16 protein-coding genes are annotated in these 16279 nt (G+C 38.1%); 5 read left to right on the top strand and 11 right to left on the bottom strand.

The genetic code is table 11. The annotated features are described in order from the left end of the window. The first annotated feature begins 3 nt into the window (after window positions 1-3). Window positions 4-906 carry a Ppx/GppA phosphatase family protein gene (locus DUT70_RS01300; protein ID WP_113645497.1) on the top strand — a complete coding sequence of 301 codons (903 nt, stop codon included), beginning with the start codon at window positions 4-6 and terminating at the stop codon, window positions 904-906. A 410-nt stretch (window positions 907-1316) separates the two neighbouring features. Here DUT70_RS01300 and DUT70_RS01295 read toward each other — a convergent pair whose 3' ends face one another. After that, the gene (locus DUT70_RS01295) at window positions 1317-2537 is read right to left on the bottom strand and encodes an ABC transporter permease (RefSeq protein ID WP_113645496.1); all 1221 of its coding nucleotides are present in this window, start codon (window positions 2535-2537) and stop codon (window positions 1317-1319) included. Window positions 2538-2615: 78 nt separating this feature from the next. On the opposite strand from DUT70_RS01295, the gene DUT70_RS01290 reads away from it, so the two are divergent. Beyond that, window positions 2616-3866 (top strand): exo-beta-N-acetylmuramidase NamZ family protein, encoded by a 1251-nt coding sequence (locus DUT70_RS01290; RefSeq protein WP_113646525.1) that lies wholly within the window; start codon window positions 2616-2618, stop codon window positions 3864-3866. A gap of 92 nt (window positions 3867-3958) precedes the next feature. Here DUT70_RS01290 and DUT70_RS01285 read toward each other — a convergent pair whose 3' ends face one another. Next, window positions 3959-4615: a protein-L-isoaspartate(D-aspartate) O-methyltransferase gene (locus tag DUT70_RS01285; protein WP_113645495.1), complete on the bottom strand. Its 657-nt coding sequence runs from the start codon at window positions 4613-4615 to the stop codon at window positions 3959-3961. A 180-nt stretch (window positions 4616-4795) separates the two neighbouring features. Between DUT70_RS01285 and DUT70_RS01280 the strand changes: the two genes are divergently transcribed. Beyond that, window positions 4796-5479 carry a hypothetical protein gene (locus tag DUT70_RS01280; RefSeq protein ID WP_113645494.1) on the top strand — a complete coding sequence of 228 codons (684 nt, stop codon included), beginning with the start codon at window positions 4796-4798 and terminating at the stop codon, window positions 5477-5479. A gap of 162 nt (window positions 5480-5641) precedes the next feature. Here DUT70_RS01280 and priA read toward each other — a convergent pair whose 3' ends face one another. Both priA and DUT70_RS01270 read right to left on the bottom strand, forming a co-directional pair. Beyond that, window positions 5642-8116 carry a replication restart helicase PriA gene (gene priA / locus DUT70_RS01275; protein ID WP_113645493.1) on the bottom strand — a complete coding sequence of 825 codons (2475 nt, stop codon included), beginning with the start codon at window positions 8114-8116 and terminating at the stop codon, window positions 5642-5644. Continuing rightward, a complete protein-coding gene (locus DUT70_RS01270) occupies window positions 8116-8502 on the bottom strand; it encodes a DUF423 domain-containing protein (protein WP_113645492.1) in 387 nt (128 codons plus the stop codon). Before DUT70_RS01270 ends, priA begins: the two co-directional genes overlap by 1 nt. 89 nt (window positions 8503-8591) lie before the next feature. Between DUT70_RS01270 and DUT70_RS01265 the strand changes: the two genes are divergently transcribed. Next, window positions 8592-10154 (top strand): hypothetical protein, encoded by a 1563-nt coding sequence (locus DUT70_RS01265; protein ID WP_113645491.1) that lies wholly within the window; start codon window positions 8592-8594, stop codon window positions 10152-10154. 52 nt (window positions 10155-10206) lie between these two features. Then, complete coding sequence (locus DUT70_RS01260) at window positions 10207-11628, top strand: DUF5723 family protein (protein WP_113645490.1); 1422 nt, start codon at window positions 10207-10209, stop codon at window positions 11626-11628. Here the strand turns inward: DUT70_RS01260 and tsaB are convergent. From tsaB to DUT70_RS01225, 7 genes are all read right to left on the bottom strand, one after another. Then, a complete protein-coding gene (gene tsaB / locus DUT70_RS01255) occupies window positions 11625-12311 on the bottom strand; it encodes a tRNA (adenosine(37)-N6)-threonylcarbamoyltransferase complex dimerization subunit type 1 TsaB (protein ID WP_113645489.1) in 687 nt (228 codons plus the stop codon). The genes DUT70_RS01260 and tsaB overlap by 4 nt on opposite strands. A gap of 100 nt (window positions 12312-12411) precedes the next feature. Then, the gene (yidD, locus tag DUT70_RS01250; protein ID WP_113645488.1) at window positions 12412-12642 is read right to left on the bottom strand and encodes a membrane protein insertion efficiency factor YidD; all 231 of its coding nucleotides are present in this window, start codon (window positions 12640-12642) and stop codon (window positions 12412-12414) included. Further along, window positions 12629-13021 (bottom strand): ribonuclease P protein component, encoded by a 393-nt coding sequence (locus DUT70_RS01245; protein ID WP_113645487.1) that lies wholly within the window; start codon window positions 13019-13021, stop codon window positions 12629-12631. The genes yidD and DUT70_RS01245 overlap by 14 nt, the downstream gene beginning before the upstream one ends. Before the next feature lie 65 nt (window positions 13022-13086). Then, complete coding sequence (gene rpmH / locus DUT70_RS01240; protein ID WP_013632808.1) at window positions 13087-13245, bottom strand: 50S ribosomal protein L34; 159 nt, start codon at window positions 13243-13245, stop codon at window positions 13087-13089. Window positions 13246-13639: 394 nt separating this feature from the next. Further along, the gene (locus tag DUT70_RS01235; protein WP_113635858.1) at window positions 13640-13792 is read right to left on the bottom strand and encodes a lmo0937 family membrane protein; all 153 of its coding nucleotides are present in this window, start codon (window positions 13790-13792) and stop codon (window positions 13640-13642) included. A 699-nt stretch (window positions 13793-14491) separates the two neighbouring features. Continuing rightward, window positions 14492-15226, bottom strand: coding sequence for a LytR/AlgR family response regulator transcription factor (locus DUT70_RS01230; protein WP_113645486.1), 735 nt, complete (start codon window positions 15224-15226; stop codon window positions 14492-14494). Then, on the bottom strand, window positions 15204-16265 hold the full coding sequence (locus DUT70_RS01225; protein WP_240431993.1) for a sensor histidine kinase: 1062 nt from the start codon (window positions 16263-16265) through the stop codon (window positions 15204-15206). The genes DUT70_RS01230 and DUT70_RS01225 overlap by 23 nt, the downstream gene beginning before the upstream one ends. Between the last annotated feature and the right edge of the window lie 14 nt (window positions 16266-16279).

Raw genomic sequence — 16279 nt, 5'->3', positions numbered from 1 at the left:
TACATGAAAATTGCCGCCATAGATTTAGGCACAAATACTTTCCATCTCATTATCGCCGAAAAAACTGGTAATGAGATGAATATCCTTTATAAAACCAACAAGCCTGTAAAACTGGGTGAAGATATTACCCTCCAAAATCGCATTATCCCTGCTGCCTTTGAGCGTGGTATCCATTGTTTAAAAGAATTCAGCAACACACTTAAAGAGTACGAGGTTTCTAAAGTAAGGGCCGTGGCTACTTCTGGTGTGCGCAGTGCCAGCAACGGTGAAGAGTTTATTGAATCCGTTAAACAACAGACAGGAATTACCATTGAAGTGGTTGATGGCAATGAAGAAGCCCATTTGATTTACGAAGGCGTAAAAGCTAGCGGAGCCATTCAAGGTAAATCCTTAATTATGGATATTGGAGGTGGCAGTACCGAGTTTATTTTCTGCGACGAACAAGGTTTTTACTGGAAAAAAAGTTTTGATATTGGTGCTGCTAGGTTAATGCAGAAGTTTTTCAAATCGGACCCCATTAGCATTACCGACCAGCAAAATATCCAAAACCATTTGCAAAATACTTTGACGGAGTTAATTGACTTTGGAAAGGGTTTCGATGCTAAAACATTAATAGGTTCTGCAGGTGCGTTTGAAACTTACTCAGCCATGCTCAATCCCTCACTAAATATCCATCAAATTCCCAAAGCACCTATTGACATCAAAGCCTACCATCAACTGAGCCAAAAACTTATCGCTTCAACACACCAAGAACGTAGTCAAATGCCTAATCTCATTCCGTTAAGGGTAGATATGATTGTAATGGCTGCTATGATTACCAATTACGTTTTGTCCAACCTCGATCTTCAGCAAATTACCCTATCTACTTATGATTTGAAAATGGGGGTTTTGCAGGGGATGAAATAACATACTAATTTTTACCACCTAAGACACCTTAGTTCATCTAAGACAAAGCCCCCTATTTAATAGAATCAAAAATTAACAAATGAAAGAAATTAAGAAATAAGCAATAAAACTTAATGCTCCTTAATACATTAACGGTTCAAAAAACTAAAATGATCTAAGGTATCTAAGGTGGTTCAAAAAATCAAGCATCAACAATAAAGAAGATATCCAAGAAAACTTAATGCTCCTTAATACCTTAACGGTTCAAAAACTAAAATGATCTAAGGTGTCTAAGGTGGTTAAAAAAATCAAGCATCAACAATAAAGAAGATATCCAAGAAAACTTAATGCCCCTTAATACCTTAATGGTTCAAAAACTAAAATGATCTAAGGTGTCTAAGGTGGTTTAAAAAATAAACATCAAACAATCCCTACTTAAACCTGATCGCTTTCAGCGGGCTAATCCTACTCACTAACATCGACGGAATAATGAGCACCACCGTACAAGTTACCACGGTAGCCAAATTCAGTAAAAGCACGTCTTTAAAATGCACCTCAATAGGCACATGATCCAAATAATAATTCGTTTGTTCTAACTTAAATATATGAGTATAATCCTGCAAAAAGCATAGCCCCAAACCTAAAATATTGCCTAATAACAAACCAATTCCCACCAAATAAATGGCATTATAAAGAAATATCTTCATCATGCTACCATTACTCATGCCCATGGCCTTTAACATCCCAATCATATTGGTACGCTCAAGAATCATAATCAGCAAAGCCGTAATCATGTTAATCACCCCCACAATGAGCATTAAAATCAGCAATACCCTCGTATTCACATCCAATAAAGATAGCCAAGTGAAAATTTCAGGTGTACTCTCCTCCACCGACCTCGACCGAAGTTGCATCTCTAAGTTACCATACACCTCATCGGCAACAGGCTTTAGTTGCTTAAAGTCCTTAATACGTACCTCAATCCCCCCAGTTTGTTCTGGCAACCAATTGTTCAATCTCCTGATCAGGCCAATGTCCCCAATCACAAAACCCTTATCCAGACTTTCAATCCCAATACTATAAATCCCTACAATGGTCAATTTTCTTTTCCTTGGCGGATTTTGCACAAAATGCATGATAAAGCTGTCGCCTGTTTTAAGCATTAGGCGATTAGCAGTATATTCTGAAATCAGCACCTGTTGTGAGGCTTTAGTGGTATCCCTAAAATCAATCACCCTACCACTCACCAAATGTTTTTTAATGTAAGCCCAGTCGTAAGTGCCATCAATCCCTTTAAAATTGATTCCCTCTACCTCGCCATTAGCTACAATAATAGCTGGCTTGGTGGCAAAAGGATAAAAAGAAGCGATTTGAGGGTTCTGCTTAAGGCTATTAATGGTGGTATCATTCGGAATAAAGGGGGATTTCTCAAAAGACCCATTCAAATCAAACCTGTAGATCTGTATATCACCCACAAAACCTCTAACCTTATCCTGTATCTCTGTTTTAAAACCTTTGATAATGGCAATAGAAAGAATCATCACCGCCAAGCTCAACATTACACCCGCAATAGCAATGCGCACAATAAGCTTTGAAAAGGTTCTTTCAGCTTTTAAAGAAATACGGCTCGATATAAAGTATTCTACGTTCAACTTTTTGCAATAAATTGTAACTTAGCGAAAATGCTAATTCAATTTCGATTTAGCACAAAATGCTTAAAAAACCTGAAAATGAACAAGTCAATCCTATTTTTTAAAATTTTCTTAACTGTTTTTACGTTTACAGCTTGCGGCCAAAACAGCAAAAAAACGCAAAAAACAAACACAACCGTCAAAGAAAATCAAGTTGCCAGCAAAACATTTAAAACGGGTGCTGAACAAACCGAACTTTACCTTCCCTTATTAAAAGGCAAGCGTGTAGGCATGGTTGTTAATCCAACTTCTGTAATAGGCAAAACAACTACCGTTGACAGCTTGTTGAAACGTGGCGTAAAAATAGTAAAGATTTTCGGTCCAGAGCATGGTTTTAGAGGTAATGCGAGTGCAGGTATCCATGTAAGTAACGAAACCGACGCTAAAACAGGCATCAAAGTGGTTTCTCTCTATGGGAAACAAAGCACACCTAGCAAAGAAAACTTAGCAGACATTGATGTCATGATCTTTGACATTCAAGATGTAGGTGTTCGTTTCTATACCTATATCAATACTTTACAACGTGTAATGGAAGCTTGTGCTGCCAATAGTAAAGAAGTAATGATTTTTGATCGTCCAAATCCTAATGGTTTTGTGATTGATGGTCCAATTTTAGACCCTAAATACCAATCGGGTATTGGCATACAACCTATTCCAGCGGCACACGGCTTAACCGTAGGTGAATACGCACACATGTTGAATGGCGAAGGCTGGTTGAAAGGCAAATTGAAATGCAAAATAACGGTGATCAAAAATGCCAACTACAACCACGATATGCCTTATGAGCTTCCTGTCAGTCCATCACCAAACTTGAATACGCCACAATCCATCTTATTATATCCAAGCACTTGTTTGTTCGAAGGGGTTTATGTAAACCACGGTAGAGGTACCAAATTTCCTTTTACGATATTAGGTGCACCTTACTACAAAGGCATCTACGAATTTTCGTTTAAACCAACAGGCATTAAAGGCATGGCCGAAACACCAGTATTTAAGGATGAAGTTTGCTATGGCATCGATTTAAGAAATTACGACACTTCGGTTTTCAGGAAAACACGTCAAATCAATATCCAATGGATGATTGAGCTTTATAAAGCATCTCCTAAAAAAGAAACTTTTTTTGATTCTAAATTAAGTAACCAAATGTTACCTATTGAAAAACTAATTGGCGTAGGAGATTTTAGACAACAGATTATAGCAGGAAAAAGCGAAGCTGAAATTAGAGCAAGCTGGGAACCAGGTTTAAGCAAGTACAAAGAAATGAGGAAAAAGTATTTGTTATACCCTTAATTTAAGTTGCGGGTTACGAGTTATAAGTATCAGAGCAATAAAGCATATAAGTTAAAACGTGTAACTCGTAACACTTAACCCGTAACACTTATCTACCAAGCCTGATCACCTACCAATGGCACAAACCTAAAAGTATCTAACTCAATTCTATCGTATTCATTTTCGCTCACGCGGATAACAGTAATCATCTTTTGAGATTTCTCATCCCCTACAGGAATCACTAAAATCCCGCCAATTTTTAACTGTTTTAATAATATTTCGGGTACAAAAGGCGCTCCTGCCGTCACAATGATTTTTGCATAAGGTGCATGCGCTTCAATCCCTTTTGAGCCATCGCCCAAAAAAAAGTTAGCTTGATAGCCCATTCCAGGCAAAACCTTAATGGTTCTGGCATATAAATTCTCCTGACGCTCAATCGTATAAACATCCGCTCCCAATTCCATCAAAATACAAGTTTGGTAACCAGAACCTGTACCAATTTCTAACACTTTATCTCCTTTTTGGATATGCAATAGTTCCGTTTGATAAGCAACGGTATAGGGCTGCGAGATGGTTTGTCCATCGCCAATTGGAAAAGCAATATCCCTATAAGCTTGGTTCCAGAAAGTTTCATCGAAGAAGAAATGACGAGGCACTTTTCCTATTGCCCTTAGTACTTTCGCATCAGAAATCCCTCGTTCCTTTAAGATTTCTACAAGTTTCTTCCTTGCACCTTTTTCCCGATAATTATCTACAAACTTATAAGCCATTTGCGCCAAAAATAGCTTTAAACTCTGTATTTACGTAAACTAACAGTGATAATTTTTATTAACATCCGCCAATGAAAGAAGCACAAGAACAGCAATTCTCAAACTGTTAACTTATTAGCATTTTTTAAGGTAATCGGTCACAATTATTTTATACTTTTGTTTAACCCCAACAAAGTTTGCATGAATAGAGTTATACTTGTTATTGTTTCGATGTTAATTAGCGCCTCAACGTTTGCCCAGATTGACGGGAACTACAACTACACCATTGGTATAAAGGGATACAACATTGTCCAACTACCAAAAATTTTGCAACAAACCAATACCGATGACTACACAACCATGTGGCTCAACAGCGGCATGATTAAGCTCAACGATAATCAAATAGCTTTTAGAATTGGTGGCCACTACTACTACAAAAGAAATCTAACTTTCGATAATCAATGTGAAACCTGCGAAACCGCCAAAGGTAATCTTAGCGACTTCTCCATCAAAGTTGGTTTCGAGAAAAACTTTAATTATTCCGTAATACAACCTTATTTTGGTTTTGATATTGGTTTTAGGGCAACTAATTTCAAAGGCGACTTACTTGCTAAAAGTTCTTCGACTCCTAATGTTTCCTATGCAGCTAATTCTAGTAAAAATGGGGCAACCTTTTCTCCTGTACTAGGAATCAAAGTAAATGCATTGAAAAACCTCAGCTTTTTCGCAGAATCAACAATGGATTTCTTTTATGCTTACGAACGCCAAGAAACAGTGCTAAATGATGCTACCAACACCAGAACCTTTGCCAAATACAACAAACTGGAAACCTTGCTTAATCCTGTTTCAGTAGGCATACAATTCCATTTAGTAGGTAAAAACTAAGAAGGATTAGCCACAGATGCACAGATTTTGTCTTTAAACCAAAATTGACCCGTTATATTTTGATTTAAATAGATCTTGGTATTAAAAAAATCATTTTCCTGAAACCTTCCAGCCGCATTTCATCTGTGTATCTGTGGCCAGATTTCTCGAATGTAAAAAAGGTTAATACGGATCTACATCTATTTGCGTAATTACGCTTCTGAAATCCTTTTGAGCATTAAAATCTCTAATGGTATCTACCAAAACTGTTTTCACCTTTTGCATGGCAGCAGTTCTCTCTATTTTGAGGATAATTTGCTTGATGTAGTAATTTCTAACACGCGATACCAACGGCTGTTCAGGTCCTAGCACTCTTTTACCCAATTGAGCTCTTAAATTATTGGCCAGCGTTTGCGCCGCCAAATTAAGCACATTGGCATCTTTATGTTTGACGTTGATAAAAATCAGTCTTGAGAAAGGCGGATAATGGAACTGCCTTCTTTCCTCCAACTCATCCTCGTACATTTGTTCGTAGTTGTTATCGATCACTTGCTTAATAATGCGATGATCATCCGCATAAGCCTGAATACAAACCTTGCCTTGCTTGTCCCTACGACCTGCCCTACCTGCAACCTGCGCCAGTAATTGATAACTTCGTTCGAACGCCCTAAAATCAGGGAAATTCAATAAAGTATCTGCATTAATCACGCCAATAAGGCTTACATTTTCAAAATCGAGGCCTTTGGCTACCATTTGGGTACCAATGAGGATGTCGTTTTTTTTCTCCTGAAAATCACTAATAATTTGCTGCATGCCATTTTTGGTACGGGTGCTGTCCAAATCTAAACGGGCTATTTTAGCATCTGGGAAAATCAAACTCAATTCCTCTTCAATACGCTCCGTACCAAAACCTTTTTGCTCCACATGCACCGAACCACAGGCTGGACAAACATTAATACTACTCTGATGATAACCGCAGTAATGGCAATGTAGTTTACCACTAGATTTATGATAAGTTAAGCTTACATCACAATTCACACATTTTGGAGCGTAACCACAAGTAGCACATATTAAAATCGTTGCATAACCTCTACGGTTCTGAAACAAAATCACCTGTTCCTTCTTCTCTAAAGCTTCTGCAATATCATCTGCCAATACGCTGGTAAAGTACGAAACCATTTTCTTACGTTTGGTTTCTTCAGCAATACTCACCACCTCTTGCAACGGCAGCTGAACCCCACCAAAACGTTCATTAAGCTCTACAAGTCCATACTTTTCAATTTTAGCGTTGTAATAGCTCTCTAACGATGGCGTAGCAGAACCCAAAATGACTTTAGCTTGGTGCAAATGACCCAAAACTACGGCAGCATCCCGAGCTTGGTAACGAGGTGCTGGGTCATACTGTTTGTAAGAGTTTTCATGCTCTTCATCCACTACGACCAAGCGCAAATCGTTAAATGGCAATAAAACGGCCGACCTTGCGCCCAACACTACCTGATAAGCACCATTTAACACCTTGTTCCAAATCTCTACCCTTTCATTATCGTTAAATTTAGAATGATAAACACCAATCTTATTCCCGAAATAGAGTTTAATACGAGCCACAATTTGAGTGGTTAAGGCAATTTCTGGCAATAAAAACAACACTTGCCCACCAGTAGCAATGGCTTCTTCTATCAATTTGATATAGAGCTGCGTTTTGCCTGATGCCGTAACACCGTGCAACAACACCACATCCTTATGTTCAAACTGCTGATTTACTTGATCTAAAGCGGCTTGTTGATGCTCGCTTAGTTTAAAATTAACATCGAATATTTCTCCGTCGCTACTCAACCTACTTACAGGTCTTTTTTCAACATAAAAAATCTCTTTATCAGTTAAAGCCTTTAGTGCCGCTTGGCCACAACCACTTTCCTCGATCAATTGATTTTTAGGAATATAACCTTTATCCTTACTTAATTTCAGATAGCCCAACAAAGCATCTAACTGCTTAGGCGCTTTTTCTAACTGGGCAAATAACTGTCTTAGGTTTTCTTCCTCTAAATAAAAGACATTAAGTTTTACGAAAGACTTAAGCAAAGGCTTGTATTTATCTACCACCTCCTCAGCAGCCACAATCACCTCTTTGGCAATTAACGAATTGACAATGGGATAAACTGTTTTTTGTCCCAATAAACTTGCTACTTCATCAATGCTGATGCGATGTTGCTTTTGAAGCACTTCCAAAATGAGCTTTTCCTTATCATTAAGTTCCACCTCTTCTGGTTGTTCCTCTTTCAAAAGAAGTACCGTTTCGCTGGCCAGTTTCAAACCTGTAGGCAAAGCAGCAGCCATTACATCGCCTTCATTACATAAATAATAAGAGACAATCCATTCCCAAAACTCAAATTGCTTAGGGGTTACCACAGGATAGTCATCCACTACATCAATGACGTATTTCGCTTGATAATGTTCTGGCGGAGTAGTGCCAATACTTTTCACTAAAGCCGTGTAGATTTTATGCTTACCAAACTGCACCACTACCCTTTTGCCAACAGCAATCACCTCATTTAGTTCAAAAGGAACTCTATAGGTATAATTAATTGCCAATGACAAGGGCAATACAACTTCTACAAATAGTGTCTCCCTCTCCGAAAAATCTGATGCTGCAATTTGCATTATTTATCCTTTACCGCCGCCAAAAACAAACATACCCAACCCAAAATAAAACCCAGCCCGCCTATAGGTGTAATTGGCCCTAAAATGCTCGCAAAAGATAAATGATAGGCATCTTTAATGGCCAACAGATATAATGAACCAGAAAATAAAACAATCCCTAAAGTGAAAAAGAAAAACGATAATGCGATGAGCTTATTTTTATATCTGGCAAAAGTAGATAGATACAAAATAGCAAAAGTATGGTAAAACTGATACTCCACCCCTTTCTGCCATATCTCCAATTGATTTGGTGCGATGATGTTTTTCAACCCATGGGCCCCAAAGGCACCAAGGATTACAGCAAGTGCACCGAAAAAGGCAGCGGTTAAGATTATTCTTTTATTCATGAGCAACGGCATTAAATAGCGCTAAATTAACAAAATGCCTTCATAATCTCACTAATCGCAAAATTAAATTAAATTTGCTGTACACAGTCATGAGAAAAATCTACATCCTATTAATCACACTAGTGCTTGGCGTAACAGGCATGGCCTATTTATACTTTTCAAATTTAGATAGAGAAAGTAGTCCCTCCGACAATTCGCTGCATCTGGTATCTGCCAATGCCCCAATCATCTTCGCTTTTGAAAATGACAAGGGCTTTTACGATATCCTTGCCCAACAAAATATCACCAATGATATTTTAGGCACAGAGAAAAGCAATTTGCTTAAAACGTTGAGAGAAAATGTAGCCAATAATGCCAAATTCAATCATTTAATAGAGGGAGAAAAAGTGATTGTTGGCTTTTTACCTACAAAAAACAATCAGGTAGATTTCGTTATTGCTACACAAACCAAAGCAAAAAAGCTGGATGCCGCAATGCTGAATCAGATAAATGCTGCCGTAAAGCAAGATGGAAGTGCCTATCACATCAAATTTGGCGATAGTAGTGAATGCTATGTGGCCATCATCAATCGGTCTATTTTTCTTTCCAATAGCAAACAAGCACTTAAAACACTTAGCGAAACCAAACTTCCCAACAACGAATTTGCAGCATACATTAAGCAAAACAATAGGTTTGGCAAAAACACCCTGGCTAGTGTTTACATTAATTACAAGGAACTACCGTCGCTGTTAAAAGATATCTTGAACACCAATTTAATAGGAGAATTGAGCGTTTTCAATCAACAGAATACCTATGCCTCTTTAAGCTACAATTTCAGCAGCGATAAGCTTTTATTAAATGGCTATACCGAAATCAAAGATGGCCAAAACTATTTTAAGCTTTTTGTAGACCAAAAGGAACAAAAAATAAACATCGACCAACTTTTTCCAGAGCAAACAGCCAATTACGTATTATTCACCATTAACGATTATGCGGTATGGAGCAAAGCATTAAAAGATTGGCAGAAAAGCAAAAAGGAAGATGAAAAAATTGCAGAGCAGCTTCGTAACATTGACGAAAAATATAGAATTGACATCAACCAGATCTTCCCTAAATACTTTAACAAACAGCTGGCAACCATAGAATTGAAAAGTGGCGAAAAAATTGGGATCGTAGAAATTAAAAATGGCGACAAACTTGGTCAACTCCTTTTGGATTTAGGCAGCGAGTACGCTCCAGATATTAGAATTTTTAAAGAACCCGATTTGCTTTACAATTATTTCGGCGAACCCTTTAAGAAATTTGAACGCCCGTTTTACACCATTATCGACAATCATTTAGTAGTAGCCAATAATGCCAGCACCGTACAAGTATTTTTAAACGCATACAAGAATGACCATTTACTGATGAATACAGAAGGTTATAATGCTTTTAAAGACCAAACACCTAGCGCTGCTACCATCGCTTTTTACATCAACAACAAAAACAGCAATGACATTTTCGGAAGAAACTTAAAGCCAACTTATTACAAGCAATATAAATCGGAAAAGGGCGTTAAAAACTACAATGCTTTTGGTTACCAGCTATCGGCTGATAACGGAAAGTTTACGAGCAACATTTTATTGCTCAAAAACCAAACAAAAACCGACACCGTTAAGCTTACTGATAATTAACGTTTAATTTATTTGATAAAACAACTAAATTTACCCTAAAGCAAATAGTTTTATGAAAAAAGGCTTAGTAGTTCTCTTTTTAGTTGTTTCTACCTTAAACGCCACTGCGCAACAATACGCATTATTCAACACCAAAACATTATTCGATTCCTTTGAGAACCCTGCACAAAAATCTTTTGTACTGGATTCTTCCCGACAATTCGCCTCCAACTTTCTTATCCCCTACCTTGATTTAAGCAGCCTAAGCCCAGGCAATTCGAACGTAGCCATCAGAAATTTAATTAGACAGGGCTATACCGAAAGTAGAATTGGGGCTTTTGCAAATCCCAAGACCATGCGTGAGGATGTCAATGTATATATAGCTGCGATTAGACTATTTAAATATCACAAATACCATAGTGAGATGGGATTTTCTTGGCAAATCAGATCGGAAACCCAAGTTGACTATGATGCAGATATAAGCAAGGGCTTATTTTACGAAACTTTTCAAAAGTTTGCCTCCATTCCCCGCATTAACATATTCAACAACAATAGCAAAATGCAGGCTTATCACCAAATCAGCTTCACCTACCGTGAGAATTACACTAAACGTTGGGCTTTAGGAGCAAAAGTGAGCTTATTAAGTGGTATTGGCTACATGCAGTTTGACGCCAGCAGGTCTTCGGCAAGCGTTAATTCTGCAACGTTGGATGTTGATATGGCCGCAAAATTTAGACTTAATTATCCTGAGGGTGGTGAGTTTAATTTTAAAAACAGCTTGCCTTATAAAAACTTGGGTGCAGCCATTACCATTGGCACCACCTATACCACCAAATCTGGTGTATTCATGATGGCAAACATCAAAGACCTAGGTTTTATCAGATGGGGAAAAAATTCATACACAGGCGCTTTTGACGTTACTCAAAGTAACATTCCGCTAGTTGGAAATCCAGGAGAACAAGAGGAAGATAAACTTCAAAGAGCACTAGATAACTTGGCAAAAGGCAACACCGAACAAAAACGTTTCATTGCCCCAATTAACAGCAGAGCCGATTTCCTCATTTCAAAAACGTTTGGAGCATATACCCCCAATTTAATTATCAGCAAGCACTTTTTCAATAAATATGGTGAAGCGGCATTGGTAAACACCATCAAATCTGGTACCTTTTCTTTTAGCGCCATACCAAGCTATAATACAGACAAGAACTTTAGGTTAGGGATACAAGGAATGATCCAAACCCCCAACTTCGAAATGTTTTTGGGCACGAATGATTTGATAGAAACTTATTATGCGGGCAAAGACATCATCAAAGGAAATGAAGCCGTTGAAACAGGATACCACCGCGGTTCTATTTATTTGGGAATGGCTTTTAAAATAGGCTACATCGTAGAACACCCGATGAACATGAGCTGGATGCCTGGCGTTGGTGACGGCCAAGAACGCCAAAGTTTCTTTGGACGTATTTTCGGCATCTTTAAGAAAAAACAGCGCTAAACTTTTTTCTTTGGCGTAGTAAACACAAAATCCTTAAGGTAAAAAGGCTCAAAATAGGCCACATCTTCAAATGCTTTAGCTTGGTAGGCTTCATACGCCAAATTGCTCATGTAACCAGCACTGTTAAAGTTATCCGTATAAAAATGTGCGTTAGGATCATCAATTACCGTTTTACATTTTTCGGCACCGTCACCGATAAAAGCAACATAATGATTTTGCAGTTCCAGCACAAAACTTTTATCGTCTACTATTTTAGCATGCGTATGTTCTACCTCGCCCAGCTTATGGTCAAATACTGCCGTAAACACTTCCATCCTTCTGGCATCAATCATTGGACATACTAAACCTCCAAAATTGGGATGTTTTAAAAGGTATCCATTGGCCATCATCTTTAAAGTATTGACAGCAATAAAAGGCTTTTCTAGAGCGAAACACAATCCTTTAGCCGTAGAAACACCAATGCGTAGACCAGTATAAGAACCAGGCCCTTTACTTACAGCAACAGCATCCAAATCAGCATAGGTTAAACCAGCTGTTTTCATGGCCTCATCAATAAAAAGGGTAAGGTTTGAAGCGTGGATATTGGGAGCTTTTTCTTCTTTAAGCACTACTGTTTCTCCTTTTACCGAGATCGCCACCGAACAAACAGGCGTAGCTGTTTCTAACTGAAGTATTGTTGACATATAGCGCAAATATAGCTGAATAATGGTTAACTGACAATTTGGATAATCGTTTCAGATTTTACCAAAGACTAACCACTAGCAACCATTACCTAGTTCCTAATCAAGGTACTGGATCATGTCCGTGTCCACCCCAAGGATGACAGCGACCAATACGTTTTAAAGTTAACCAACCACCTTTGAAAGGTCCGTGTTTTTTAATGGCCTCTACCCCATATTGAGAACAAGTGGGAGTATACCTACAACTTGCGCCCAACAAAGGCGACAGCAACCATTGGTACAATTTAATGATACCCAGAAACAACCAAGAAAACAAAAGTTTAATGACCTTCATTGTTGATCTGCTCCGTTATTTTAACAAAAACCTGCTTTATTCTCTTTTCCAAGAAAGGATATGGATGAATTTCTTTACCTACGTACTGTAAAGACAAAAGCAATAGCTCATTCTTATCAGTCAAATGCTCATATAAAAATACTTGCTTCTGTAAGCGATAAGCTTCTCGAGTTCGTCGTTTAATCAAGTTCCTATCAACGGCATGTTTGTAGCGCTTTTTAGCGACATTAATCACCACCTGAGCTGGATAACGATGAGGTTGGGCATCAAAGAGAAAAGTTGCCCTATAGGGATACAATAAAAAAGAAGAGCCTTTTTTGAATAGCAAGTCTAACGACTTTTTGCTACATAAACGCTCTTCTTTGTAAAATTTATTCATTTTTTGATTGCTAAACTGCAGAAGTTAAATTGATCTGCCCTCACCACAAGGGTGGCAATCAAAAATTATGCTTTATGACGACGCTCGTCAGAAACTGTCAATCTTTTTCTTCCTTTTGCGCGGCGAGAAGCTAAAACCCTTCTACCGTTTGCTGTAGCCATTCTTTCGCGGAAGCCATGTTTGTTTCTTCTCTTTCTTTGCGAAGGTTGGAATGTTCTTTTCATAACTATATAATATTATTAACTAGAGTTTTTATAAGAGGTGCAAATATAAAGCGATATTTTTAAAATTGCAACAGCAAATTAATTTATTTTTAAACTTATTTGTTTACGGCTGCACTAGTTCTTTGGCTAATTGGTGATTGCGTTAACTGGTGGTTTGATTGTCAACTCATTAGTTCATTCTCTCCTGCATGGTCATCTCCACTTTAATGGAGACCGCAAAGCAGCTACGAAGTAACATCTTTAAACTATTTCTGCCAAAATATCCTGATTTCTTTAGAAGAATGGTTATTCCTCATTGATAATTATTCATTGCTTAACATTACAATGAAAAAGCCCGATAGGTAACCTAAACCTATCGAGCTCCATTTATTAACTAACTACAAATTTTTCTCGTTTATGCTGCGCCCCTTATTACTCTTAATAAAATGGCTACAATAGCGATTACCAATAAGGCGTGTATAATGCCTCCCGTATAATAACCTCCCAAAAAACTAATTGCCCAAATGATTACCAAAATCACTGCAATTACGTATAATAGATTTCCCATAATTTTGACGTTAAAGTTTAAGTATAAAATTGTTAATTGATCTGATTTATTACTTAAACAAGCTCGTTTAAAAATTGTTCTGGATTTTTTTTCATGTAAAGAAAAAAGCCACAAATACACAGATTTCCGCACAAAAAAATAAACCTCGTAGGATTTTAAACGGCGCAGACCTCAACTTCACTATTGAATAAATAAACAGACAAAAGTTAAACTTGCGAGGTTTAATGATCAGAATGCACATTTTGAACTTACACTGCCTTTCCCAAGCAATACTCTCTCCCTCATAAGGAGAACCGAAGCGTAGCGAGCTCATTGATGCCAAAATAAATAAATAAAAAATAATAATCAATCATAGATACCGCATAGCGGAAAGAGGGTTTATCTTTAAACCTCTCCCGAAACATCGAAACAGGTATCAATGAAAAGCTCTGGAGATTGGTTAGTACTTATTAATTGCAGTCTACAAGTATCCGAGCTTACATTGCCTTTCCCAAGCAATACTCTCTCCCTTTAAGGGAGAGACACCGCACAGCGGAGAGAGGGTCTATATTCCTAAAACCTCTCCGTAACCCTCTCTTTAAAAAGAAGAGGGTTACAGATCGTCCTTGAATTAGGTATGCGTTTCGTCATGCCAGCTCGACTGGCAATCCTAATGCCGTAGCAGGCTTTCACTTTGACCCACTATCAAAATGCCAAACATTAAATTCCTAAAGCAGCCTTAAGCTTTACATAACCTGTTTTACTTACAGGCAGCCAAATCCCCGATTTAAGCAATACTACGTAGTTTTCCTTTTCTTTAAGCTCAATTTTGGTGACTTGAGCAAGATTAATGATATAGGAACGATGAATACGGATGAATTGCGAAGCATCCAACGTTTGCTCGAAAAAGCTCATCGTTTTGTTCTTTTGGAAATTACCTTCCGTCGTACTTAACTTCACATAATCATCATCAGCTTCCAAATAATGGATCGCTTCCACTGGAATAATCTTAATTACACCTGCATTTTTTACCACTACCCTATTATTTTGCGCAGGTGATAGCGATGCCATCTCCAAAAGCTCCTGACTATGATCGCCTTTGGCTAATTTAGCAGGTAGTTTTTGCATTGCCTGTTCAAAGCGTCCCTGTTCAATAGGTTTCAAAAGATAATCAACGGCATTTACCTCAAAGGCTTTGATGGCATATTCATCAAATGCAGTAGTGAATATCACCGCAGGTCGGTTTTCAACCAATTCCAACATTTCAAACCCACTGATTTTTGGCATTTGAATATCCAAGAAAATCAAGTCGGGCTGGAGTTGCGTAATTGCTTTTAATCCCTCAAAACCATCGCTACATTCAGCTACTATCTCAACATCCGGAAAAGCCTTTAAATAATGCTTCACAATATCTCTAGCAAGGGCTTCATCATCAATGAGTATGGTTCTTATCATCTTTCTGAGGGATTTTTAGGGTAGTAATATACAAATTATTGTCCTTTGATTCAGCTTGCAACAGGCTGCTATCCGCAAAAAGCAAGTACAATCTTCGCCTAATAGCCGAAAGTCCAAAACCAGTTCCTTTGGATGCCTTCATCTCTGGGTCGTAAGGGTTGCTTACTCGAATCACTAAGATACTTTCTTCCATTTTCACGTCCAAAGTAATGGTAATAGCGGTAGAAGTATTGTACAAACCAAATTTAATCGCATTCTCTACAATCGGCTGAAGCAAAGTTCCTGGCAAATAAAGGCTCTTAGTTTCTTCGGCAATATTTACCTCAACGCTCAATCGGTGACTAAAACGCACTTTTTCGATATCCAAATAAAGCTGTATGTATTCCATTTCATCGGCCACGCTTACCCAAACTTCATCATCACGTTTTAAAGTACCCCGTAAAAAAGCCGCCAGTTTGGTAATCATGGTACCTGCTTCTGTAGGATTTACGATGGTTAGGGCATAAACCGAGTTTAAACTGTTGAATAAAAAGTGCGGCTGCAATTGGTGACGCAATTTGTTCAATTCTGCCTCTTTAGCCAAGTTTTGGGTAGCCAACATACGGGCCTGCATTTCCGACTGTTCTTCTAAGCGATACCATAGGATATTGGCTAGTGCGCACCAAGCCAAACACATGAACGACACTGCGGCCTTAAAAATATCCGAAAGATCTAAAAAGGCGATATAACTCGTTTGATTGGCAAACAGAAACGTTAAGGCATATTTTGAAGCGACTACAACCGCCGCCGAAATCACTAAGGTTACCAGCAGTACATATAACAGTTTTTCGTTTTTAGGCTGATAATAGCCGAGCATATTGCTAATAACGATACATCCAAAGGCCAAGCATAAATTACTGACAACGCTATCAGTTACTGAAATTTGCCAAGAGAAATTAAAAAAGAAATACAAAACCGCAGCACAAGCCACTTGCCAGCATAACAAAATGATGCCTGCTATGGTCTTAATCTGCGGTTTTGATAGTGGTGTAGTTGTCAAGGTGTTTAGTTTTA

The organism is Pedobacter chitinilyticus (assembly GCF_003313385.1).
Lineage (GTDB): Bacteria > Bacteroidota > Bacteroidia > Sphingobacteriales > Sphingobacteriaceae > Pedobacter > Pedobacter chitinilyticus.
This window is presented reverse-complemented; position numbering and strand designations above follow the sequence as displayed.

What these genes read in the sequence shown, in the direction of transcription:
- DUT70_RS01300 (WP_113645497.1), top strand. Translation starts at nt 4, where the DNA reads ATGAAAATTGCCGCCATAGATTTAGGCACAAATACTTTCCATCTCATT.
- DUT70_RS01290 (WP_113646525.1), top strand. Translation starts at nt 2,616, where the DNA reads ATGAACAAGTCAATCCTATTTTTTAAAATTTTCTTAACTGTTTTTACG.
- DUT70_RS01285 (WP_113645495.1), bottom strand. Translation starts at nt 4,615, where the DNA reads ATGGCTTATAAGTTTGTAGATAATTATCGGGAAAAAGGTGCAAGGAAG.
- DUT70_RS01280 (WP_113645494.1), top strand. Translation starts at nt 4,796, where the DNA reads ATGAATAGAGTTATACTTGTTATTGTTTCGATGTTAATTAGCGCCTCA.
- priA (WP_113645493.1), bottom strand. Translation starts at nt 8,116, where the DNA reads ATGCAAATTGCAGCATCAGATTTTTCGGAGAGGGAGACACTATTTGTA.
- DUT70_RS01270 (WP_113645492.1), bottom strand. Translation starts at nt 8,502, where the DNA reads ATGAATAAAAGAATAATCTTAACCGCTGCCTTTTTCGGTGCACTTGCT.
- DUT70_RS01265 (WP_113645491.1), top strand. Translation starts at nt 8,592, where the DNA reads ATGAGAAAAATCTACATCCTATTAATCACACTAGTGCTTGGCGTAACA.
- DUT70_RS01260 (WP_113645490.1), top strand. Translation starts at nt 10,207, where the DNA reads ATGAAAAAAGGCTTAGTAGTTCTCTTTTTAGTTGTTTCTACCTTAAAC.
- tsaB (WP_113645489.1), bottom strand. Translation starts at nt 12,311, where the DNA reads ATGTCAACAATACTTCAGTTAGAAACAGCTACGCCTGTTTGTTCGGTG.
- yidD (WP_113645488.1), bottom strand. Translation starts at nt 12,642, where the DNA reads ATGAAGGTCATTAAACTTTTGTTTTCTTGGTTGTTTCTGGGTATCATT.
- DUT70_RS01245 (WP_113645487.1), bottom strand. Translation starts at nt 13,021, where the DNA reads ATGAATAAATTTTACAAAGAAGAGCGTTTATGTAGCAAAAAGTCGTTA.
- rpmH (WP_013632808.1), bottom strand. Translation starts at nt 13,245, where the DNA reads ATGAAAAGAACATTCCAACCTTCGCAAAGAAAGAGAAGAAACAAACAT.
- DUT70_RS01235 (WP_113635858.1), bottom strand. Translation starts at nt 13,792, where the DNA reads ATGGGAAATCTATTATACGTAATTGCAGTGATTTTGGTAATCATTTGG.
- DUT70_RS01230 (WP_113645486.1), bottom strand. Translation starts at nt 15,226, where the DNA reads ATGATAAGAACCATACTCATTGATGATGAAGCCCTTGCTAGAGATATT.